Source organism: Streptomyces sp. NPDC060064 (genome assembly GCF_042736455.1).
Classification (GTDB): Bacteria; Actinomycetota; Actinomycetes; order Streptomycetales; family Streptomycetaceae; genus Streptomyces.
Map to the genome: position 1 here is coordinate 155,242 of NZ_JBHWWF010000019.1, position 20,976 is coordinate 176,217.

The 20,976-nt window shown below is 69.8% G+C and carries 19 protein-coding genes; 17 read left to right on the forward strand and 2 right to left on the reverse strand.

Going from position 1 to position 20,976, the window contains the following annotated elements; genetic code table 11:
* The first annotated feature begins 26 nt into the window (after positions 1-26).
* From pgsA to ACFWDI_RS23260, 15 genes are all read left to right on the forward strand, one after another.
* Complete coding sequence (pgsA, locus tag ACFWDI_RS23190) at positions 27-692, forward strand: phosphatidylinositol phosphate synthase (protein WP_327322319.1); 666 nt, start codon at positions 27-29, stop codon at positions 690-692.
* Positions 692-1,609 carry a phosphatidylinositol mannoside acyltransferase gene (locus ACFWDI_RS23195; protein ID WP_385306448.1) on the forward strand — a complete coding sequence of 306 codons (918 nt, stop codon included), beginning with the start codon at positions 692-694 and terminating at the stop codon, positions 1,607-1,609. Before pgsA ends, ACFWDI_RS23195 begins: the two co-directional genes overlap by 1 nt.
* A complete protein-coding gene (locus tag ACFWDI_RS23200; RefSeq protein ID WP_385306449.1) occupies positions 1,606-2,769 on the forward strand; it encodes a glycosyltransferase family 4 protein in 1,164 nt (387 codons plus the stop codon). Before ACFWDI_RS23195 ends, ACFWDI_RS23200 begins: the two co-directional genes overlap by 4 nt.
* Before the next feature lie 932 nt (positions 2,770-3,701).
* A complete protein-coding gene (locus tag ACFWDI_RS23205) occupies positions 3,702-4,247 on the forward strand; it encodes a hypothetical protein (protein ID WP_362679379.1) in 546 nt (181 codons plus the stop codon).
* 185 nt (positions 4,248-4,432) lie between these two features.
* Positions 4,433-5,281 carry a pyridoxal 5'-phosphate synthase lyase subunit PdxS gene (gene pdxS / locus ACFWDI_RS23210; protein ID WP_254708194.1) on the forward strand — a complete coding sequence of 283 codons (849 nt, stop codon included), beginning with the start codon at positions 4,433-4,435 and terminating at the stop codon, positions 5,279-5,281.
* Complete coding sequence (gene pdxT, locus ACFWDI_RS23215; RefSeq protein WP_385306450.1) at positions 5,281-5,874, forward strand: pyridoxal 5'-phosphate synthase glutaminase subunit PdxT; 594 nt, start codon at positions 5,281-5,283, stop codon at positions 5,872-5,874. The genes pdxS and pdxT overlap by 1 nt, the downstream gene beginning before the upstream one ends.
* A gap of 111 nt (positions 5,875-5,985) precedes the next feature.
* Positions 5,986-6,738, forward strand: coding sequence for a YebC/PmpR family DNA-binding transcriptional regulator (locus tag ACFWDI_RS23220; RefSeq protein ID WP_327322314.1), 753 nt, complete (start codon positions 5,986-5,988; stop codon positions 6,736-6,738).
* A 145-nt stretch (positions 6,739-6,883) separates the two neighbouring features.
* Positions 6,884-7,414 (forward strand): crossover junction endodeoxyribonuclease RuvC, encoded by a 531-nt coding sequence (gene ruvC / locus ACFWDI_RS23225; protein WP_385306452.1) that lies wholly within the window; start codon positions 6,884-6,886, stop codon positions 7,412-7,414.
* Positions 7,411-8,043, forward strand: coding sequence for a Holliday junction branch migration protein RuvA (gene ruvA / locus ACFWDI_RS23230; RefSeq protein WP_385306454.1), 633 nt, complete (start codon positions 7,411-7,413; stop codon positions 8,041-8,043). The genes ruvC and ruvA overlap by 4 nt, the downstream gene beginning before the upstream one ends.
* 19 nt (positions 8,044-8,062) lie before the next feature.
* The gene (ruvB, locus tag ACFWDI_RS23235) at positions 8,063-9,142 is read left to right on the forward strand and encodes a Holliday junction branch migration DNA helicase RuvB (RefSeq protein ID WP_385306456.1); all 1,080 of its coding nucleotides are present in this window, start codon (positions 8,063-8,065) and stop codon (positions 9,140-9,142) included.
* Between the two features lie 166 nt (positions 9,143-9,308).
* Entirely contained in the window at positions 9,309-9,833 is a 525-nt protein-coding gene (yajC, locus tag ACFWDI_RS23240) for a preprotein translocase subunit YajC (RefSeq protein ID WP_385306458.1), read from the forward strand.
* Positions 9,834-9,979: 146 nt separating this feature from the next.
* The gene (secD, locus tag ACFWDI_RS23245; protein ID WP_385306460.1) at positions 9,980-11,746 is read left to right on the forward strand and encodes a protein translocase subunit SecD; all 1,767 of its coding nucleotides are present in this window, start codon (positions 9,980-9,982) and stop codon (positions 11,744-11,746) included.
* A 1-nt stretch (position 11,747) separates the two neighbouring features.
* Positions 11,748-12,857 (forward strand): protein translocase subunit SecF, encoded by a 1,110-nt coding sequence (secF, locus tag ACFWDI_RS23250; protein ID WP_385306462.1) that lies wholly within the window; start codon positions 11,748-11,750, stop codon positions 12,855-12,857.
* Positions 12,854-13,396, forward strand: a complete 543-nt coding sequence (locus ACFWDI_RS23255; protein WP_327322307.1) for an adenine phosphoribosyltransferase — start codon at positions 12,854-12,856, stop codon at positions 13,394-13,396. Before secF ends, ACFWDI_RS23255 begins: the two co-directional genes overlap by 4 nt.
* A 296-nt stretch (positions 13,397-13,692) precedes the next feature.
* A complete protein-coding gene (locus ACFWDI_RS23260) occupies positions 13,693-16,269 on the forward strand; it encodes a RelA/SpoT family protein (protein WP_385306464.1) in 2,577 nt (858 codons plus the stop codon).
* Between the two features lie 128 nt (positions 16,270-16,397).
* Here the strand turns inward: ACFWDI_RS23260 and ACFWDI_RS23265 are convergent, their stop codons facing one another.
* Both ACFWDI_RS23265 and ACFWDI_RS23270 read right to left on the reverse strand, forming a co-directional pair.
* Positions 16,398-17,627, reverse strand: a complete 1,230-nt coding sequence (locus ACFWDI_RS23265) for a DUF349 domain-containing protein (RefSeq protein ID WP_327322305.1) — start codon at positions 17,625-17,627, stop codon at positions 16,398-16,400.
* A gap of 154 nt (positions 17,628-17,781) precedes the next feature.
* On the reverse strand, positions 17,782-18,570 hold the full coding sequence (locus tag ACFWDI_RS23270; RefSeq protein ID WP_385306466.1) for a peptidylprolyl isomerase: 789 nt from the start codon (positions 18,568-18,570) through the stop codon (positions 17,782-17,784).
* Positions 18,571-18,724: 154 nt separating this feature from the next.
* On the opposite strand from ACFWDI_RS23270, the gene ACFWDI_RS23275 reads away from it, so the two are divergent.
* Positions 18,725-19,432, forward strand: a complete 708-nt coding sequence (locus ACFWDI_RS23275; protein ID WP_385306467.1) for an MBL fold metallo-hydrolase — start codon at positions 18,725-18,727, stop codon at positions 19,430-19,432.
* Between the two features lie 12 nt (positions 19,433-19,444).
* Complete coding sequence (hisS, locus tag ACFWDI_RS23280; protein WP_385306469.1) at positions 19,445-20,707, forward strand: histidine--tRNA ligase; 1,263 nt, start codon at positions 19,445-19,447, stop codon at positions 20,705-20,707.
* Positions 20,708-20,976: the final 269 nt, after the last annotated feature.

Sequence of the window (20,976 nt, forward strand, 5' to 3'; positions counted from 1 at the left end):
CGGCCCACCGACCCTCCGGGAAGGCCATGCTGAACAAGTACGCGCGTGCATTCTTCACGCGTGTCCTCACACCGTTCGCCGCATTTCTGCTCCGACGTGGGGTGAGCCCCGACGCGGTCACCCTGATCGGCACGGCCGGAGTGATGGCAGGTGCGCTGGTCTTCTTCCCCCGGGGAGAGTTCTTCTGGGGCACGATCGTCATCACGCTTTTCGTCTTCTCCGACCTCGTCGACGGCAATATGGCGCGGCAGGCCGGGGTTTCGAGCCGCTGGGGCGCATTCCTGGACTCGACGCTCGACCGGGTCGCCGACGGCGCGATCTTCGCCGGCTTCGCGCTCTGGTACGCGGGCACGGGAAACGACAATGTGCTGTGCGCCGTCGCCATCTTCTGCCTGGCCAGCGGCCAGGTCGTCTCGTACACCAAGGCACGTGGTGAATCGATTGGCCTGCCGGTGGCGGTCAACGGTCTGATCGAGCGCGCCGAGCGGCTGGTGATCTCACTGGTCGCCGCCGGCCTCGCCGGACTGCACGCCTTCGGGGTGCCGGGAATCGACATTCTGCTGCCGATCGCGCTGTGGATCGTCGCCGTCGGCAGCCTGGTGACGCTGGGGCAGCGGGTGGTGACCGTACGACGGGAGTCCGCGGAGGCCGACGCCGCCGCGGCACAGGGGAACGAGGCTGAGGCGACGTGATGCGGGAGCGTCTGACCGACGGGCTGTACGGACTCGGCTGGAGCACCGTCAAGATGCTGCCCGAGCCGGCGGCCGCCGCGCTCGGCCGCACCATCGCGGACACCGCGTGGAAGCGGCGCGGCAAGAGCGTGCTGCGGCTCGAGTCCAACCTCGCCAGGGTGGTGCCCGACGCGAGCCCCGAGCGCCTCGCCGAGCTGTCGAAGGCCGGCATGCGCTCGTACATGCGCTACTGGATGGAGTCCTTCCGGCTGCCCACCTGGAGCGCCGAGCGCGTCACGAACAGCGTGGAGATCAAGGACGTCCACCATCTGAAGGAGGGACTCGCGTCGGGACGCGGCGTGATTCTCGCGCTGCCGCACCTGGCGAACTGGGACCTCGCGGGTGTCTGGGTCACCAGGACCCTGGGCATCCCCTTCACGACCGTCGCCGAGCGCCTCAAGCCCGAGTCGCTGTACGACCGGTTTGTGGCGTACCGCGAGAGCCTGGGCATGGAAGTCCTGCCGCACACGGGCGGTTCGGCCTTCGGGACGCTGGCGCGGCGGCTGCGCGCAGGCGGCCTTGTGTGTCTTGTCGCCGACCGCGATCTGTCGGCCTCCGGCGTCGAGGTGAAGTACTTCGGCGAGACGGCGCGGATGCCGGCCGGGCCTGCGATGCTGGCCCAGCAGACCGGCGCGGTGCTGCTGCCGGTCACCCTCTGGTACGAGGATGCGCCGTTGTTGAAGGGCCGGATCCACTCACCTGTCGAGGTGCCGGAGACAGGTACCAAGGACGAGAAGACGTCCTCCATGACACAGGCGCTGGCCGATGCCTTCGCCACGGGAATCACCGAGCACCCGGAGGACTGGCACATGCTGCAGCGGCTGTGGCTCGCCGACCTCGATGTGACGGAGCAAGAGCGCCGGGAGGAACGGGCGTGAGGATCGGCATCGTCTGCCCGTACTCCTGGGACGTACCGGGCGGCGTCCAATTCCATATCAGGGACCTGGCAGAGCATCTGATCAGGCTCGGCCACGAGGTGTCGGTACTGGCGCCGGCGGACGACGAGACGCCACTGCCGCCGTACGTCGTCTCGGCGGGCCGGGCCGTACCCGTCCCGTACAACGGCTCGGTCGCCCGGCTGAACTTCGGCTTCCTGTCGGCGGCGCGGGTGCGGCGCTGGCTGCACGACGGCACCTTCGACGTCATCCACATTCATGAGCCCGCCTCGCCGTCGCTGGGGCTGCTGAGCTGCTGGGCGGCGCAGGGGCCGATCGTCGCGACGTTCCACACCTCCAATCCGCGCTCGCGCGCCATGATCGCCGCCTACCCGATCCTGCAGCCGGCGCTGGAGAAGATCAGCGCCCGGATCGCGGTCAGCGAGTACGCCCGCCGGACGCTGGTCGAGCACCTGGGCGGGGACGCGGTCGTCATCCCGAACGGCGTCGATGTCGGCTTCTTCGAAAGGGCCGAGCCGAAGGCGGAGTGGCAGGGCAACACGATCGGCTTCATAGGGCGCATCGACGAGCCCCGGAAGGGCCTGCCGGTGCTGATGAAGGCGCTGCCGAAGATCCTCGCGGAATGCCCGGAGACGCGACTGCTGGTGGCGGGCCGGGGCGACGAGGAGGAGGCGGTCGCGGTACTCCCGAAGGAAATGCGCTCGCGGGTCGAGTTCCTCGGCATGGTCAGCGACGAGGACAAGGCGCGGCTGCTGCAGAGCGTCGATGTGTACGTCGCGCCCAACACGGGCGGCGAGAGCTTCGGGATCATCCTCGTCGAGGCGATGTCGGCGGGCGCGCCGGTGCTGGCGAGCGACCTGGACGCGTTCGCGCAGGTCCTGGACCAGGGCGCGGCGGGCGAGCTCTTCGCGAACGAGGACGGGGACGCGCTGGCGGACGCGGCGGTAGGGCTGCTGCGGGACCCGGCGAGGCGGGCGGAGCTGCGGGCGCGGGGCAGTGCGCATGTGCGGCGTTTCGACTGGTCGACGGTCGGGGCGGACATCTTGGCGGTGTACGAGACGGTGACGGACGGCGCGGCGTCGGTGGCGGCGGACGAGCGCACGCCGGGGCTGCGGTCGAGATTCGGTCTGGCGCGGGACTGAGGGCGGCCGCGCTGCGGCGGGCCTGCCTCGGGGGCGCGGGCGCGCTGCGGGTGTGCGGGGTCTGGGGGTGCGGGCGCCTTGCGGGGTGCGCGGTCTCCGGGTGCGGGCCTTTGGTTGCTCGAGGCAGCCCGGTCCGCCCGGGCGCGGGTGCGGGCCCTTGGTCGCTCGCGGCAGCCCGGTCCGCCCGGGCGCGGGTGGGGGCCGCTCCGGGGCTCGTGTCCTGGACTGCTTTCCTCACCGCGCTTCGCGCGAGTTGCGACGCTTTACGTCCAGAACACGACCCCTGCGCGTCCCCTGCCAGGGAGCGGGTCGCAGGGCGCCCCGGGTGCCCGTCGACGTTGGGGCTTTGCCCCCGCGTTCGTGGCGCGAAGCCTGCCGGTTTCGGGGGGGAGGGGCCCGTGTCTGTGGTTTGCGGTGCGAGGCTGCCGGTTCGGGGTCGTTCGGAGAGCGCCTCCGCGTTCTTGCGCCGGTGGCGGGTCCGGGGCGTCTGGTGTGCGGTGTGGCGCTGCCGGTTTCGGGGGGTAGGGGCCCGTGTCTGTGGTTTGCGGTGCGAGGCTGCCGGTTCGGGGTCGTTCGGAGAGCGCCTGCGCGTTCTTGCGCCGGTGGCGGGTCCGGGGTGACTGGTCTGCGAGGTGAAGCTGCGGGTGCGGGCGCCTTGCGGGGTGCGTGGTCTCCGGGTGCGGGCCTTTGCGCCGGGGTGGGCAGCCCGTTCCGCCCGGGCGCGGGTGCGGGCCCCTTGGTCGCTCGGGGCAGCCCGGTCCGGCCGGGGGCCGCCCTGTGTCTGTCGTCTGCGGCGCGAAGCTGCCGCTCCGGGTGTGGGGGCGTCAGCCCCCACGTACCCGCCCCAAGGGGGCCTGGGGCCTGCCCCAGTTTCGGGAAGGGGCGGGTAGGGGAACAAACCTCCCCCGCCGCCACAGGTAGCCTTGCGGCCCGTGACCGTAACCCTCATCTGGATCGTCGTCGCCCTCGTCGCGATCGGCCTGTATCTGAGCTGGACCGCCGGGCGGCTCGACCGGCTGCACACCCGTATCGACGCCGCCCGCGCCGCGCTCGACGCCCAACTCCTGCGCCGGGCCTCGGTCACCCAGGAACTGGCCACCTCCGGCGTGCTCGATCCGGCCGCGTCGATCGTGCTGTACGAGGCCGCGCACGCGGCCCGGCAGGCGGAGGAGGAGCAGCGCGAGGTCGCGGAGAGCGAGCTCAGCGCGGCGCTGCGGGCCGTCTTCGGGGAGGCGGCGCAGGTCGAAGCGGTGCGCGAGGTCCCCGGCGGTGAGGAAGCGGCGGGCGAGCTTGCGCAAGCCGTACGCCGGGTCCCCATGGCGCGGCGGTTCCACAACGACGCGGTGCGCGCGGCACGGGCGCTGCGCCGCCACCGCAAGGTCCGCTGGTTCCGGCTGGCCGGACACGCGCCGTTTCCGCTGGCCTTCGAGATGGACGACGAGCCCCCCGTCGCGCTGGCCGACCGCCCGGGCACCTGACCGCCGCACCTTCGATTCCAAAACGATCCACCGGCTGTGCATTGGCCCTTGCTGTGGACTGGTACTCGGAGGTTGCATCTGACAGGCATCAACTTTCTTTCACCGAGTGAGGTCCCTCCGTGTCCAGCACCCTCCCCACCACCCCGCAGGCCCCCGAGACCGGCACCGCGCGCGTCAAGCGCGGTATGGCTGAGCAGCTCAAGGGCGGCGTGATCATGGACGTGGTCAACGCCGAGCAGGCGAAGATCGCCGAGGACGCGGGCGCGGTCGCCGTCATGGCACTGGAGCGGGTTCCCGCCGACATCCGCAAGGACGGCGGCGTGGCCCGGATGTCCGACCCGAACATGATCGAAGAGATCATCGACGCGGTCTCGATCCCGGTCATGGCCAAGTCCCGGATCGGTCACTTCGTCGAGGCCCAGGTGCTGCAGTCCCTCGGCGTCGACTACATCGACGAGTCCGAGGTGCTGACCCCGGCCGACGAGGTCAACCACTCCGACAAGTTCGCCTTCACCACCCCGTTCGTCTGCGGCGCCACCAACCTCGGTGAGGCCCTGCGCCGGATCGCCGAGGGCGCGGCCATGATCCGCTCCAAGGGCGAGGCCGGCACCGGCAATGTCGTCGAGGCCGTCCGTCACCTGCGCCAGATCAAGAACGAGATCGCCCGCCTGCGCGGCTACGACAACAACGAGCTGTACGCCGCGGCCAAGGAGCTGCGCGCCCCGTACGAGCTGGTCAAGGAGGTCTCCGAGCTGGGCAAGCTGCCGGTGGTCCTCTTCTCCGCGGGCGGTGTGGCCACCCCCGCCGACGCCGCGCTGATGCGCCAGCTCGGCGCCGAGGGCGTCTTCGTCGGCTCCGGCATCTTCAAGTCGGGCGACCCCGCCAAGCGCGCCGCCGCCATCGTGAAGGCCACCACCTTCTACGACGACCCCAAGATCATCGCGGACGCGTCCCGCAACCTCGGCGAGGCCATGGTCGGCATCAACTGCGACACCCTCCCCGAGGCCGAGCGCTACGCGAACCGAGGCTGGTAATGACCACTCCCGTGATCGGTGTCCTGGCTCTCCAGGGCGACGTACGGGAGCACCTGATCGCCCTGGCCGCGGCGGATGCCGTGGCCAGGCCGGTCCGGCGCCCCGAGGAGCTCGCCGAGGTCGACGGCCTTGTCGTCCCCGGCGGCGAGTCCACCACGATGTCCAAGCTCGCGGCGCTGTTCGGCATGCTCGAGCCGCTGCGGGAGCGGATCGCGGCGGGGCTGCCCGTCTACGGCACCTGCGCCGGCCTGATCATGGTCGCCGACAAGATCCTCGACCCGCGCTCGGGCCAGGAGACACTCGGCGGCATCGACATGATCGTCCGCCGTAATGCCTTCGGGCGTCAGAACGAGTCCTTCGAGGCGGCCGTCGAGGTCGCGGGCGTGGACGACGGCCCGGTCGAGGGAGTCTTCATCCGCGCCCCGTGGGTCGAGTCGGTCGGGGCCGAGGTCGAGGTGCTCGCCGAGCACGGTGGTCACATCGTCGCCGTACGGCAGGGCAATGTCCTGGCCACGTCCTTCCACCCCGAACTGACGGGTGACCACCGGGTGCACGCCCTGTTCGTCGACATGGTGCGCGCAGCACTTCAGTAGGTTCGCGCTTCAGCGCCCCAACTGGGGGTGGTGGTCGGGAGACGGGCGGGCCGATCCCGGTAGGATCTCTGGGGTTCGTTCAGAAATTGGTTACGCGAAGGAGACAGGCAGATGTCCGGCCACTCTAAATGGGCTACGACGAAGCACAAGAAGGCCGTGATTGACGCCAAGCGCGGCAAGCTCTTCGCGAAGCTGATCAAGAACATCGAGGTCGCCGCCCGCACCGGCGGAGTCGACCCCGAGGGCAACCCGACGCTCGTCGACGCCATCCAGAAGGCGAAGAAGAGCTCCGTCCCGAACAAGAACATCGACTCCGCGGTCAAGCGCGGCGGCGGTCTCGAGGCGGGCGGCGTCGACTACCAGACGATCATGTACGAGGGCTACGGCCCGAACGGCGTCGCGGTGCTCATCGAGTGCCTCACCGACAACCGCAACCGCGCCGCCTCCGACGTACGCGTCGCGATGACGCGCAACGGCGGCTCGATGGCCGACCCGGGCTCCGTCTCGTACCTCTTCAACCGCAAGGGCGTCGTGATCGTCCCCAAGGGGGAGCTGAGCGAGGACGACGTCCTGGGCGCGGTCCTGGACGCCGGCGCCGAAGAGGTCAATGACCTCGGTGAGTCGTACGAGGTCGTCAGCGAGGCCACCGACATGGTCGCGGTCCGCACCGCGCTCCAGGAGGCGGGCATCGACTACGACTCCGCCGAGGCCAACTTCCTGCCGACCATGCAGGTCGAGCTCGACGAAGAGGGCGCGCGCAAGATCTTCAAGCTGATCGACGCGCTCGAGGACAGCGACGACGTGCAGAACGTCTTCGCCAACTTCGATGTCTCGGACGAGGTCATGGAGAAGGTCGACGCCTGACGGACGCTCAACTACGCGTACGAGGACGGGCCGACAGGGACACGCCCCTGTCGGCCCGTCCTCGTTGTCGGCCCGTTGTCAGTACGAGCGGATAGCCTGCAGCAACGCAGGAACACATGGTCGAAAGTGTGAGGGGAGGGGCAGCGTGCGGGTACTGGGCGTGGACCCGGGGCTGACCCGGTGCGGCATCGGTGTGGTCGAAGGCGTCGCGGGCCGCCCCTTGACGATGCTCGGCGTCGGAGTCGTGCGTACGCCCGCGGACGCCGAGCTCGGCAGCCGACTGGTCGGCATCGAGCAGGGCATCGAGCAGTGGCTGGACGAGCACCGCCCCGAATTCGTCGCCGTCGAGCGGGTGTTCAGCCAGCACAACGTCCGTACGGTCATGGGCACCGCACAGGCCAGCGCGATCGCCATGCTCTGCGCCGCCCGCCGCGGCATCCCCGTCGCCCTGCACACACCCAGTGAGGTCAAGGCGGCCGTCACCGGCAGCGGCCGGGCCGACAAGGCGCAGGTGGGAGCGATGGTGACACGGCTGCTGCGGCTCGACGCCCCGCCCAGGCCCGCCGACGCCGCCGACGCTCTCGCCCTCGCCATCTGCCACATCTGGCGCGCACCCGCGCAGAATCGCCTCCAGCAAGCCGTCGCTCTGCACGCATCGAAAGGCCGTACCGCATGATCGCCTTTGTGAGCGGCCCGGTCGCCGCCCTCGCCCCCACCACCGCGGTCATCGAGGTCGGCGGCATCGGCATGGCAGTCCAGTGCACGCCGAACACCCTCTCCGAGCTGCGCATCGGCAAGGAGGCCAAGCTCGCCACCTCCCTCGTCGTACGGGAGGATTCGCTCACGCTCTACGGCTTCGTGGACGACGACGAGCGCCAGGTCTTCGAGCTGCTGCAGACCGCGAGCGGTGTCGGCCCACGCCTGGCCCAGGCGATGCTCGCCGTGCACACCCCGGACGCCCTGCGTATCGCCGTGGCGACCGGCGACGAGAAGGCACTCATCGCTGTCCCGGGCATCGGCAAGAAGGGCGCCCAGAAACTGCTGCTCGAGCTGAAGGACCGACTCGGCGAGCCGGTCGGCGCGCATATCGGCAGGCAGGGCGTCGGCACCACCGCCGCGGCCCCGATGGCCTGGCGCGACCAGCTGCACGGCGCGCTGATCGGCCTCGGCTACGCCACCCGGGAGGCCGACGAGGCGGTTGCCGCTGTCACGCCGCAGGCCGAGGCCGCCGTCGCCGCGGGCGGCACACCGCAGGTCGGCCAGCTGCTGAAGGCCGCCCTGCAGACCCTGAACCGCACCCGCTGACCCCACGAGGCCTACCACTGTGAACTGGGACGACACCGCACCGCCGAACGACGACACCGCAACCGAGCGGCTCGTCGGCGCGTCCGCCGACGGCGAGGACCAGGCCGTCGAGGCGGCGCTGCGGCCGAAGTCGCTGGCCGAGTTCGTCGGCCAGGAGCGCGTCCGCGAGCAGCTGGACCTTGTCCTGAAAGCGGCCCTCGCACGCGGCGCCACCGCCGACCATGTCCTGCTCTCCGGCGCCCCCGGCCTCGGCAAGACCACCCTCTCCATGATCATCGCGGCCGAGATGAACGCCCCGATCCGGATCACCTCGGGTCCAGCCATCCAGCACGCCGGCGATCTGGCCGCGATCCTCTCCTCCCTCCAGGAGGGCGAGGTCCTCTTCCTCGACGAGATTCACCGGATGTCGCGGCCGGCCGAAGAGCTGCTCTACATGGCCATGGAGGACTTCCGGGTCGATGTGATCGTCGGGAAGGGACCGGGAGCCACCGCCATCCCGATCGAGCTCCCGCCCTTCACCCTGGTCGGTGCCACCACGCGGGCCGGGCTGCTGCCGCCCCCGCTGCGCGACCGCTTCGGCTTCACCGCCCACATGGAGTTCTACGACCCCGCCGAGCTGGAGCGGGTCATCCACCGCTCCGCCCAGCTTCTCGACGTCGACATAGAGGCCGACGGCGCCGCCGAGATCGCAGGCCGCTCCCGCGGCACGCCCCGTATCGCCAACCGGCTGCTGCGCCGCGTCCGTGACTACGCCCAGGTCAAGGTGGACGGCCGGATCACCCGCGAGGTGGCCGCCGCGGCCCTGCGGGTGTACGAGGTCGACGCCCGCGGGCTCGACCGCCTCGACCGTGCCGTGCTCCAGGCACTGCTCAAGCTCTTCGGCGGCGGCCCGGTGGGTCTGTCGACGCTCGCGGTGGCCGTGGGGGAGGAGCGCGAGACGGTCGAGGAGGTGGCCGAGCCCTTCCTGGTACGGGAGGGTCTCCTTGCCCGGACCCCCCGCGGACGGGTCGCCACCCCTGCGGCATGGGCGCATCTCGGCCTCGTACCACCGCAGCAGGCGCCGGGCGCAAGCGGACAACCGGGGCTGTTCAGGGCGTGACGGCGCGGAGACTCGCACGGCCAGGAACCAGGGTGGGATGCTGGGCGTTGTTCCATCGATGCGGACTCGCTTAGACTCCGCCGATGCCGCCCTTCCAGGTCGGCGTGCCCACCCCCGTAGATAAGGCCGCCTCACCAGCGCGGTCGTGCGAAGGAAGTTCCGTCCCGTGAGTCTCGTGACCCTCCTCCCCTTCATCGTGCTCATCGGGGCCATGTTCCTGATGACCCGGTCCGCCAAGAAGAAGCAGCAGGCGGCTGCGCAGATGCGCAACGAAATGCAGCCCGGCACCGGTGTCCGGACGATCGGGGGCATGTACGCCACCGTCAAGGAACTGCACGACGACACGGTCCTCCTCGAGGTGGCCCCCGGCGTCCACGCCGTCTACGCCAAGAACGCCATCGGCGCGGTCCTCGACGACGAGGAGTACAACCGCATCGTGCACGGCGACGGCGACCTCAAGGTCGACGGCCCGATCGTGCCGGACGACGCTTCCTCGCTGACGGGGACCACGGACTCCGACGCCACGGACTCCGACTCGTCGGACGCTGCCAAGATCGACCTCGGCAAGAAGCCCGAGGCGGACGAGATCGAGGCGAAGGACGAGGTCACGCCGAAGGACGACGAGGTCACGCCGAAGGACGATGCCACGCCGAAGGACGGCAAGGCCGAGGGCGAGACCGACGCGAAGTAGTCACGATCGGGGACCGCGGCGGCGCCCACCGGCGTCCGGCGGTCCCCGGGCCGTGCTGACTTCTGCGCGGGCAGGTCCCCACAACACTTCGTGGCCGCCCCGGCGCACACCCGGCACGGGACGGTTGGACAGGGAGAAACGAGAAGGTGGCAGCACCGAATAGGGGCCGAAGGCCCGCGGGGGCTCAGAGCAAGCCGGGGCGTGCCCTGGCCTTGATTCTGATCGCCATGGTCGCGCTCACAGGCGGAATGTTCCTGGCGGGTCAGCTCACACCGCGTCTGGGTATCGACCTGGCGGGCGGTACGTCCATCACGCTCGAGGCGAAGAACACAGTCGGCAACAAGAACGCCATCAACGAGACCAACATGAACACCGCGGTCGGCATCATCGAGCGCCGTGTCAATGGTCTGGGCGTCACCGAGGCCGAGGTTCAGACCCAGGGCCAGAAGAACATCATCGTCAACATCCCCAAGGGGACGAATTCTCAGCAGGCCCGTGAGCAGGTCGGCACCACCGCCCAGCTCTACTTCCGGCCGGTGCTGACCGTCGCCGCCGGGACCCCCACGGCTCCGCAGCCCACCCCGAGCGCCTCGCCGTCCGGCAAGGCAAAGGACGGCAAGGACAAGGCCGGCAACAAGGAGACGGTCAACCCGCCGGCCTCCGCCACGCCCTCGGCCACTGCGACCACGCAGGGCCGCGCCGTCACCGACGCACTGAAGGCCGCGACCCCGACTCCGAACCCCTCGGACGCCGGCAAGCCCAAGACCGCCGAGACGCCGAAGCCCACCCCCTCGGGTGCCGCGGCGGGCGCCGACAAGCTGCAGAAGCAGTTCCTGGCTCTCGACTGCACGAAGGAGAAGGCCCGCGTCGCGGCCGGCGAGAACGTCCTGCCCACCGCTCCGACGGTCGGCTGTGGCAAGAACTCCGAAGGCGTGTGGGAGAAGTACCTGCTGGGCCCGGCCGAGGTCAACGGCAAGGACGTCGACGACGCCAAGGCCACGATCGACCAGCGGACCGGTCAGTGGATCGTGCAGATGGACTTCACCGACGCCGGCTCCAAGAAGTTCCAGAAGATCACGGGCCGGCTGTCGCAGCAGCAGCCCCCGATGAACCAGTTCGCCATCGTCCTGGACGGCGAGGTCGTCTCGGCCCCCTCGGTCCGCGAGACCCTGAGCGCCAACGCCGAGATCTCCGGCAGCTTCACCCAGCAGTCCGCACAGGACCTGGGCAACATCCTGTCGTACGGTGCGCTCCCGCTCTCCTTCCATGAGCAGAGCGTCCAGACCGTCACCGCGGCGCTGGGCGGCGAGCAGCTGCAGGCCGGCCTCATCGCCGGTGCGATCGGCCTCGCGCTGGTCATCATCTACCTGGTGGCGTACTACCGCGGCCTGGCTCTGATCGCGATCCTCAGCCTCATCGTCTCGGCGATCCTGACGTACACGATCATGGCTCTGCTCGGCCCCGGCATCGGCTTCGCCCTGAATCTGCCCGCGGTGTGTGGTGCGATCGTTGCGATCGGTATCACCGCGGACTCGTTCATCGTGTACTTCGAACGCATCCGGGACGAGATCCGCGAGGGCCGTACGCTCCGGCCCGCCGTCGAGCGTGCCTGGCCGCGTGCCCGGCGCACCATCCTGGTCTCCGACTTCGTGTCGTTCCTCGCCGCCGCGGTGCTCTTCATCGTCACCGTCGGCAAGGTCCAGGGCTTCGCGTTCACGCTCGGTCTGACCACCGTGCTCGACGTGGTCGTGGTGTTCCTCTTCACCAAGCCGGTCATGACGCTCCTCGCCCGCAAGAAGTTCTTCGCGAGCGGTCACCCGTGGTCCGGTCTGGACCCGAAGCGGCTCGGCGCCCAGCCCCCGCTGCGCCGCTCCCGCCGCGGCTCCGTCCCCACCGACCCGAAGGAGGCGTGAGATGTCGCGACTCGGCAGCCTCGGCGCCCGGCTCTACCGCGGCGAGGTCGGCTATGACTTCGTCGCCAAGCGGAAGATCTGGTACGGGATCTCGATCCTGATCACCATCACGGCGATCGTCGGCCTGGCGGTGCGGGGTCTCAACCTTGGCATCGAGTTCAAGGGTGGCGCCGTCTTCACCACCCCGAGCACGAGCGTCTCCGTCAGCCAGGCCCAGTCCTACGCCAAGGAGATCTCGGGCCATGAGGCGATCGTCCAGAAGCTCGGCAACGGCGGGCTGCGGATCCAGGTCAGCGAGCTCGACCAGACCCAGGCCAACAAGGTCAACGAGACGCTTTCCGACAAGCTGAACATCCCGAAGGACAAGATCAACGCCGAGATCGTCGGCCCCAGCTGGGGTGAGCAGATCGCCAACAAGGCATGGACCGGTCTCGCGGTCTTCATGCTCCTGGTGGTGATCTATCTCGCGATCGCCTTCGAGTGGCGGATGGCCATCGCCGCCCTGATCGCGCTGATCCACGACCTCACGATCACCATCGGTGTGTACGCGCTCGTCGGATTCGAGGTCACGCCGGGCACCGTGATCGGTCTGCTGACCATCCTCGGTTACTCCCTCTACGACACCGTCGTCGTCTTCGACGGTCTCAAGGAGGGCTCGAAGGACATCACCAAGCAGACCCGCTACACCTACAGCGAGATCGCCAACCGCAGCCTCAACGGCACGCTGGTGCGTTCCATCAACACCACCGTCGTCGCGCTGCTGCCGGTGGCCGGCCTGCTCTTCATCGGTGGCGGCGTCCTCGGCGCGGGCATGCTCAACGACATCTCGCTGTCGCTGTTCGTCGGTCTCGCCGCAGGCGCGTACTCCTCGATCTTCATCGCCACGCCGCTCGTCGCCGACCTCAAGGAGCGCGAGCCCCAGATGAAGGCGCTGAAGAAGCGGGTGCTCGCCAAGCGCGCGCAGGCCGCGGCCAAGGGTGAGTCGGCGGAGGACTCCGAGGACGAGTCGGGCGAGCCGCAGAACGAGGTGGTCGGCGGCACCGCCGCGGCGGGTGCCGTGGTGGGCCCGCGCAACCGGGGCCGCGGCCGTCCTTCGGGCAAGCGCCGATGACCGTCGGTACGCAGGAGTTCCTGCTCAGCCGTATCCGTGATGTCCCCGACTATCCGAAGCCGGGGGTGATGTTCAAGGACATCACGCCTCTGCTCGCGGATCCCGAGGCCTTCACCGCCATGACCGACGCGCTCGCCGGGTTCTGTGTACGTCACGGGGCCACGAAGATCGTCGGTCTGGAGGCGCGCGGCTTCATCCTGGCCGCGCCGGTCGCGGTCCGCGCCGGGCTGGGGTTCATTCCCGTACGCAAGGCGGGCAAGCTCCCCGGAGCGACGCTTTCCCAGGCGTACGAGCTGGAGTACGGCACTGCCGAGATCGAGGTGCATGCCGAGGACCTTCAGTCGGGCGACCGTGTCATGGTCATCGACGATGTCCTCGCCACCGGCGGCACGGCTGAGGCCTCGCTGGAGCTGATCCGCCGAGCCGGCGCCGACGTGGCGGGCGTCGCGGTCCTGATGGAGCTCGGTTTCCTCGACGGCCGGGCCCGCCTGGAGCCGGCGCTGCGCGGGGCTCCGCTGGAGACTCTGATCACGATCTGACGCAAAGTAAAGCAAAGTAAAGCAAAGCAACGGAACGCAAACGCAATGCTTCGCTTCGGCAATGGGCGCCCCGGGATCTTCCCGGGGCGCCCACTGTTCTGTCCGCCGGCCGGCGTGCTCGGCTCCTCGCTGCAACAGCGCGGAGACAGGAAGTGACGACGGGCAGACGGCGGGCATCGGGATGCCCTCTTCCGTCAAGTGCGGACCTGCAGCCTCGTGAGCACCGTGACTCCTGGGTCGATACCATGGCCACTCCGGGCCTGACCGGGGGACCCGGAACCGCACGAGGAGCGCTCTTGCCAGACGAGGCCCAGCCCGCCGCCGCGCAGCCCGACCAGCAGGCCGAAAAGGCCGCGGCAGCCCCTGTCACGCCCGAGAAGAAGCCGGCGGAGAAGTCAATGCCGGCAGTGCCCGAGCGTGCGAACGGTGCGGCCCCGGTCTCTGCCGCCAAGTCCACGCCCGCCGCCAAGGCCACACCTGCGGACAAGTCCATGCCCGCCGTCAGGCCCACGCATGCGGGCAAGTCCACACCGGCGGCCAAGCCCCCGCCCGCCTCCGTGCCCCGGACCGGCGGCTCCTCGAACCGCGTACGCGCCCGCCTCGCCCGCCTGGGCGTGCAGCGCTCCTCGCCGTACAACCCCGTCCTGGAACCGCTGCTGCGGATAGTGCGCAGCAACGACCCCAAGATCGAGACCTCCACGCTCCGCCAGGTCGAGCGCGCCTACCAGGTGGCCGAGCGCTGGCACCGCGGCCAGAAGCGCAAGAGCGGCGACCCATACATCACGCACCCGCTCGCCGTCACCACCATCCTCGCCGAGCTCGGCATGGACCCGGCGACCCTGATGGCCGGGCTGCTGCACGACACCGTCGAGGACACCGAGTACGGCCTGGACACCCTGCGCCGCGACTTCGGCGACCAGGTCGCCCTCCTCGTCGACGGCGTCACCAAGCTCGACAAGGTCAAGTTCGGCGAGGCCGCGCAGGCCGAGACCGTACGCAAGATGGTCGTCGCCATGGCCAAGGACCCGCGCGTCCTGGTCATCAAGCTCGCCGACCGGCTGCACAACATGCGCACCATGCGCTATCTCAAGCGGGAGAAGCAGGAGAAGAAGGCCCGCGAGACCCTTGAGATCTACGCGCCCCTGGCCCACCGCCTGGGCATGAACACCATCAAGTGGGAGCTGGAGGACCTCGCCTTCGCGATCCTCTACCCCAAGATGTACGACGAGATCGTGCGGCTCGTCGCCGAGCGCGCGCCCAAGCGTGACGAGTACCTCGCCATAGTGACCGACGAGGTCCAGTCCGATCTGCGCGCCGCCCGCATCAAGGCGACCGTCACAGGCAGGCCGAAGCACTACTACAGCGTCTACCAGAAGATGATCGTCCGCGGCCGTGACTTCGCGGAGATCTACGACCTGGTGGGCATCCGTGTCCTCGTCGACAGCGTCCGCGACTGCTACGCCGCACTCGGCACCGTCCATGCGCGATGGAACCCGGTCCCCGGCCGGTTCAAGGACTACATCGCGATGCCGAAGTTCAACATGTACCAGTCGCTGCACACCACGGTGATCGGCCCCAACGGCAAGCCCGTCGAGCTGCAGATCCGTACCTTCGACATGCACCGCCGTGCCGAGTACGGCATCGCGGCGCACTGGAAGTACAAGCAGGAGCCCTCCGCCGGTGCCTCCAAGGTGCGTTCCGACGTACCGAAGAAGGCCGGCAAGGACGACAACATCAACGACATGGCGTGGCTGCGCCAGCTCCTCGACTGGCAGAAGGAGACCGAGGACCCCAGCGAGTTCCTCGAGTCCCTGCGCTTCGACCTCTCCCGCAACGAGGTCTTCGTCTTCACGCCGAAGGGCGACGTCATAGCGCTGCCGGCCGGCGCCACGCCCGTCGACTTCGCGTACGCCGTGCACACCGAGGTCGGCCACCGGACCATAGGGGCGCGGGTCAACGGACGGCTCGTCCCGCTCGAATCGACCCTCGACAACGGCGACCTGGTGGAGGTCTTCACCTCCAAGGCCGAAGGCGCCGGACCCTCCCGCGACTGGCTGGGCTTCGTCAAGTCGCCCCGGGCGCGCAACAAGATCCGCGCGTGGTTCTCCAAGGAGCGTCGCGACGAGGCCATCGAGCACGGCAAGGACGCCATCGCGCGGGCCATGCGCAAGCAGAACCTGCCGATCCAGCGCATTCTCACCGGCGACTCGCTCGTCACACTGGCGCACGAGATGCGCTACCCGGACATCTCGTCCCTGTACGCGGCGATCGGCGAGGGCCATGTGGCCGCGCAGGGCGTCGTACAGAAACTGGTGCAGGCCCTCGGCGGCGAGGAGGCCGCGAGCGAGGACATCGCCGAGAGCACACCGCCCACGCACGGCGGCCGCAGCAAGCGCCGCGCCAATGCCGACCCCGGCGTGGTGGTCAAGGGCGTCGAGGATGTCTGGGTCAAGCTCGCCCGCTGTTGTACGCCCGTCCCCGGCGACCCCATCATCGGCTTCGTCACGCGCGGCTCCGGCGTATCGGTCCACCGGGCCGACTGCGTCAACGTCGACTCGCTCTCGCAGCAGCCGGAGCGCATCCTCGAGGTCGAATGGGCCCCGACCCAGTCGTCCGTCTTCCTGGTCGCCATCCAGGTCGAGGCGCTCGACCGGTCCAGGCTTCTCTCGGACGTCACCCGCGTCCTGTCGGACCAGCACGTCAACATCCTGTCTGCGGCCGTCCAGACCTCCCGCGACCGGGTGGCCACCTCGCGCTTCACCTTCGAGATGGGCGACCCGAAGCACCTCGGGCACGTACTGAAGGCGGTACGGGGCGTGGAGGGCGTCTACGACGTGTACCGGGTGACCTCGGCCCGCAGCAGCGGGGCATGAGCCGCAGGCCGTAGCCGGGCAGTGGCCGCAGCCCCCAGCCGGACATCCCGGCAGTGGCTCCGCAGCCCCCAGCCGGACATGAGGCGGCCCCGGTACGCATCCCGTACCGGGGCCGCCTGCGGGGTCTCTCAGCCGCCGAACTCCTCCAGGCCCTTCAGGGCCTGGTCGAGCAGCGCCTGCCGGCCCTCGAGCTCCTTGGCGAGCTTGTCGGCCTTGGTGTTGTTGCCCGCCGCGCGCGCCGCGTCGATCTGCCCGCGCAGCTTGTCCACGGCCGCCTGGAGCTGACCCGTCAGACCCGCGGCACGCGCACGCGCCTCAGGGTTCGTCCGGCGCCACTCGTTCTCCTCGGACTCCTGCAGGGCACGCTCCACCGCGTGCATCCGGCCCTCGACCTTGGGCCGGGCGTCACGCGGTACGTGGCCGATGGCCTCCCAGCGCTCGTTGATGGACCGGAAGGCGGCACGCGCGGCCTTGAGGTCCGTCACCGGCATCAGCTTCTCGGCCTCGACGGCGAGCTCCTCCTTGAGCTTGAGGTTCTCGCCCTGCTCGGCGTCCCGCTCGGCGAAGACCCCGCTGCGCGCGGCGAAGAAGACGTCCTGGGCGCCGCGGAAACGGTTCCACAGGTCGTCCTCGGCCTCGCGCTGGGCGCGGCCCGCTGCCTTCCACTCCGCCATCAGCTCGCGGTAGCGGGCGGCCGTCACGCCCCAGTCGGTCGAGCCGGAGAGCGACTCGGCCTCGGCGACCAGCTTCTCCTTGGCCTTACGGGCCTCCTCGCGCTGCGCGTCCAGCGAGGCGAAGTGCGCCTTGCGGCGCTTGGAGAACGCGGACCGCGCGTGCGAGAAACGGTGCCACAGCTCGTCGTCGGACTTCCGGTCGAGCCGGGGAAGGCCCTTCCAGGTGTCCACCAGCGCGCGCAGCCGCTCGCCCGCGGAGCGCCACTGCTCGCTCTGCGCCAGCTCCTCGGCCTCGGCGACCAGCGCCTCCTTGGAGTGCCGCGCCTCGTCGTTCTGCTTCGCCTTCTGGACCTTGCGCTCCTCGCGGCGCTTGTCCACCGTCGCGACGAGAGCGTCGAGTCGGACACGCAGCGCGCCGAGGTCACCCACGGCGTGATGCTCATCCACCTGCTGACGCAGATGATCGATGGCGGTCTGGGCGTCCTTGGCCGAGAGATCGGTGGTCTTCACCCGCCGCTCGAGGAGGCCGATCTCGACCACCAAGCCCTCGTACTTGCGCTCGAAGTAGGCCAGGGCCTCCTCGGGAGTGCCCGCCTGCCACGATCCGACGACCTGCTCGCCATCGGCAGTACGCACGTACACGGTGCCCGTCTCATCGACACGGCCCCACGGGTCGCTGCTCACAGCGCCTCCTCCACCTGATGCCCGCAAGAGGGTGTTGCCCCCGGGCATCGTCCACAGTTTCCTGGGGGCGGGCTGCTCGCCCGCCCTGCACAACGCCAATCTAGGCGACCGGCCGCCCGGCTGTCCGCACTCAGCGCGGCCGAAATTGCCCGGCTCACACCTTCGTGACAGCCGCCTTCTCGATGGTGACGGCCTTCTTCGGGCCGCCGTCCTGGGCCCCGCCCGCGACTCCGGCCTTCGCCACGTCCTGGACGACCTTCAGGCCCGCCTCGTCCATCGTTCCGAACGGCGTGTAGCTGGGCGGCAGCTTTGTCTCCTTGTAGACGAGGAAGAACTGACTGCCTCCGGAGTGCGGCTGGCCGGTATTGGCCATCGCCACCGTCCCGGCCGGATACGTCACCGTGCCGTCGGCGCCCGCCTTACCCAGCGCGGTCAGATTCTCGTCGGGGATCGTGTAGCCGGGCCCGCCCGTGCCGTCGCCCTTCGGGTCGCCGCACTGCAGCACGAAAATGCCCTGCGTGGTCAGCCGGTGACACTTCGTGCCGTTGAAGTACCCCTTGTCCGCGAGGGACTTGAAGGAGTTCGCGGTGTGCGGCGTCTTCGCCGCGTCCATCGCGATCTTGATGTCGCCCTCGTTCGTCTTGAGCGACATCGAGTACTTCGCCGCTTTGTCGATCGCCATGGCGGGCTCGGGGCTGGTGCTCTCGCTCTTGGACGGGGTGGCGCTGGGGGACTGGCTGTCGTCCGCCGACTCCTTGACCTTGGTGTCCCCGTCGGAGAGCCCGACCGAGGCGTACGCGGCGCCCCCGGCGAGCACCAACACGACCGCAGCCGCGATGATCGTGTTCCGCTGCTTCGTCTTCCGGGACTTATGCCGACGCTGCTGCTGGCGCTCGAACTTCTCCCTGGCGAGCTGACGCCGCCGCTGATCGCTGCTGACCACCGGGTCTTCTCCTTGTATGTCGCGTGATGCCGACCGGCCGAGTGTGCCCCGTACCGTATACGGGTTGGCTGTGGGACGAGCAGCGCCGGTAGGCTCTGATCTGCTGCAATTCAATACAGCTTTATCCCTCTCGACGACCACACCGAGGACGAACGTGCTTATTGCCGGGTTCCCCGCAGGGGCCTGGGGGACCAACTGTTACCTGGTCGCCCCGGCCGCAGGCGAGGAGTGCGTGATCATCGACCCCGGCCACCAGGCCGCTCAGGGAGTCGAAGAAGCGCTTGCGAAGCATCGGCTCAAGCCTGTCGCCGTCGTGCTGACTCATGGCCACATCGACCATGTCGCCTCGGTCGTGCCGGTGTGCGGAGCCCATGACGTACCCGCGTGGATCCACCCCGCGGACCGGTACATGATGAGCGACCCGGAGAAGGCGCTGGGCCGGTCGATCGGGATGCCGCTGATGGGCGAGCTGACCGTGGGAGAGCCGGACGACGTCAAGGAACTGACCGACGGCGCCGAGCTGCGCCTCGCCGGTCTCGACTTCTCGGTTGCGCATGCGCCCGGCCATACCAAGGGGTCGGTGACGTTTCAGATGCCCGAGGCCGATGACATCCCGTCGGTCTTCTTCTCGGGAGATCTGCTCTTCGCCGGCTCCATCGGACGCACGGACCTGCCCGGCGGCGACCAGGCCGAGATGCTCGAGTCGCTGGCGCGTGTGTGCCTGCCGCTCGACGACTCGACCGTGGTGCTGTCCGGCCACGGCCCCCAGACGACCATCGGCCGCGAGCGTGCCGCCAATCCGTACTTGCGGGATGTGGCCGCCGGCCTCGGGAGCGCCGAAGCTCCCCGACGAGGAATGTGACGAGAGTTTCCCGTGAGCACCTTTCAGGCCCCCAAGGGCACGTACGACCTGATTCCGCCGAAGTCCGCGGTGACCCTCGCGGTGCGTGAGGCGATCGCCGCACCGCTGAAGAACTCCGGCTACGGCTACATCGAGACGCCCGGATTCGAGAACGTCGAGCTGTTCTCGCGCGGCGTCGGCGAGTCCACCGACATCGTCTCCAAGGAGATGTACGCCTTCGAGACCAAGGGCGGCGACAAGCTGGCGCTGCGTCCCGAAGGCACCGCATCAGTGCTGCGCGCGGCGCTGGAGGCCAACCTCCACAAGGCCGGCAACCTGCCGGTGAAGCTCTGGTACTCGGGCTCGTACTACCGCTACGAACGCCCGCAGAAGGGCCGCTACAGGCACTTCTCGCAGGTCGGCGCCGAGGCGATCGGCGCGGAGGACCCGGCGCTCGACGCCGAGCTGATCATCCTGGCCGACCAGGCGTACCGCTCGCTCGGCCTGCGCGATTTCCGCATCCTGCTGAACTCGCTGGGCGACAAGGAGTGCCGCCCCGTCTACCGGGACGCGCTGCAGGGCTTCCTGCGCGCGCTCGAGCTGGACGAGGACACCCGGCGCCGGATCGAGATCAACCCCCTGCGGGTCCTCGACGACAAGCGCGCCGAGGTGCAGAAGCAGCTGGTGGGCGCGCCGATGCTGCGCGACTATCTGTGCGACGCGTGCAAGGCGTACCACGAGGAGGTGCGTGAGCTGCTGACCGCGGCGGGTGTCGGGTACGAGGACGACGAGAAGCTGGTGCGCGGCCTCGACTACTACACGCGCACGACGTTCGAGTTCGTCCACGACGGTCTCGGCTCGCAGTCCGCGGTGGGCGGCGGCGGCCGCTACGACGGCCTCTCCGAGATGATCGGCGGCCCGGCGCTCCCGTCGGTCGGCTGGGCACTCGGCGTGGACCGTACGATCCTGGCGTTGGAGGCGGAGGGCATCGAGCTCGAACTCCCCTCCACCACCAGCGTGTTCGCGGTCCCGCTCGGCGAGGAGGCGCGGCGCGTACTCTTCGCCCTGGTGACCGAGCTGCGCCGGGCGGGAGTGGCGGCCGACTTCTCGTACGGAGCGAAGGGCCTGAAGGGCGCGATGAAGAGCGCGAACCGCTCGGGCGCGCGGTACACGCTCGTTGCCGGTGAGCGCGACCTCGCCGAGGGCATGGTCCAGCTCAAGGACATGGAGAGCGGGGAGCAGTCGCCCGTGGCACTGACCGCGGTCCTCGACGAGCTCCGCGCCCGCCTGGCCTGACGGCCTCCCCGGGGCCTGTCCCGGACCCCTCCCCGGGCTTGCCCCGGACCCTGCACCACCTCCGCGGGGCGGCGCGCCTACCGGGGCCGGCCGGCGGGGCGCCCACGCACGCCGGGCCGCCTAGCCCGCGGCCCCCCCGGCGGGGGGGGGGGGCCCCCCCCAACCCCCCCGCGGCGGGGTTTGGGGGGGGGGGCCCGGGCCCCCCCCCCCCCCAACCCGCACCCCCCAACGGCTACCGCCCGTTGAACGCGTCCTTCAGGCGGGAGAAC

Coding starts and splice junctions, on each gene's coding strand:
- pgsA (WP_327322319.1), top strand. CDS start 27: ATGCTGAACAAGTACGCGCGTGCATTCTTCACGCGTGTCCTCACACCG.
- ACFWDI_RS23195 (WP_385306448.1), top strand. CDS start 692: ATGCGGGAGCGTCTGACCGACGGGCTGTACGGACTCGGCTGGAGCACC.
- pdxS (WP_254708194.1), top strand. CDS start 4,433: ATGGCTGAGCAGCTCAAGGGCGGCGTGATCATGGACGTGGTCAACGCC.
- pdxT (WP_385306450.1), top strand. CDS start 5,281: ATGACCACTCCCGTGATCGGTGTCCTGGCTCTCCAGGGCGACGTACGG.
- ACFWDI_RS23220 (WP_327322314.1), top strand. CDS start 5,986: ATGTCCGGCCACTCTAAATGGGCTACGACGAAGCACAAGAAGGCCGTG.
- ruvA (WP_385306454.1), top strand. CDS start 7,411: ATGATCGCCTTTGTGAGCGGCCCGGTCGCCGCCCTCGCCCCCACCACC.
- secF (WP_385306462.1), top strand. CDS start 11,748: ATGTCGCGACTCGGCAGCCTCGGCGCCCGGCTCTACCGCGGCGAGGTC.
- ACFWDI_RS23255 (WP_327322307.1), top strand. CDS start 12,854: ATGACCGTCGGTACGCAGGAGTTCCTGCTCAGCCGTATCCGTGATGTC.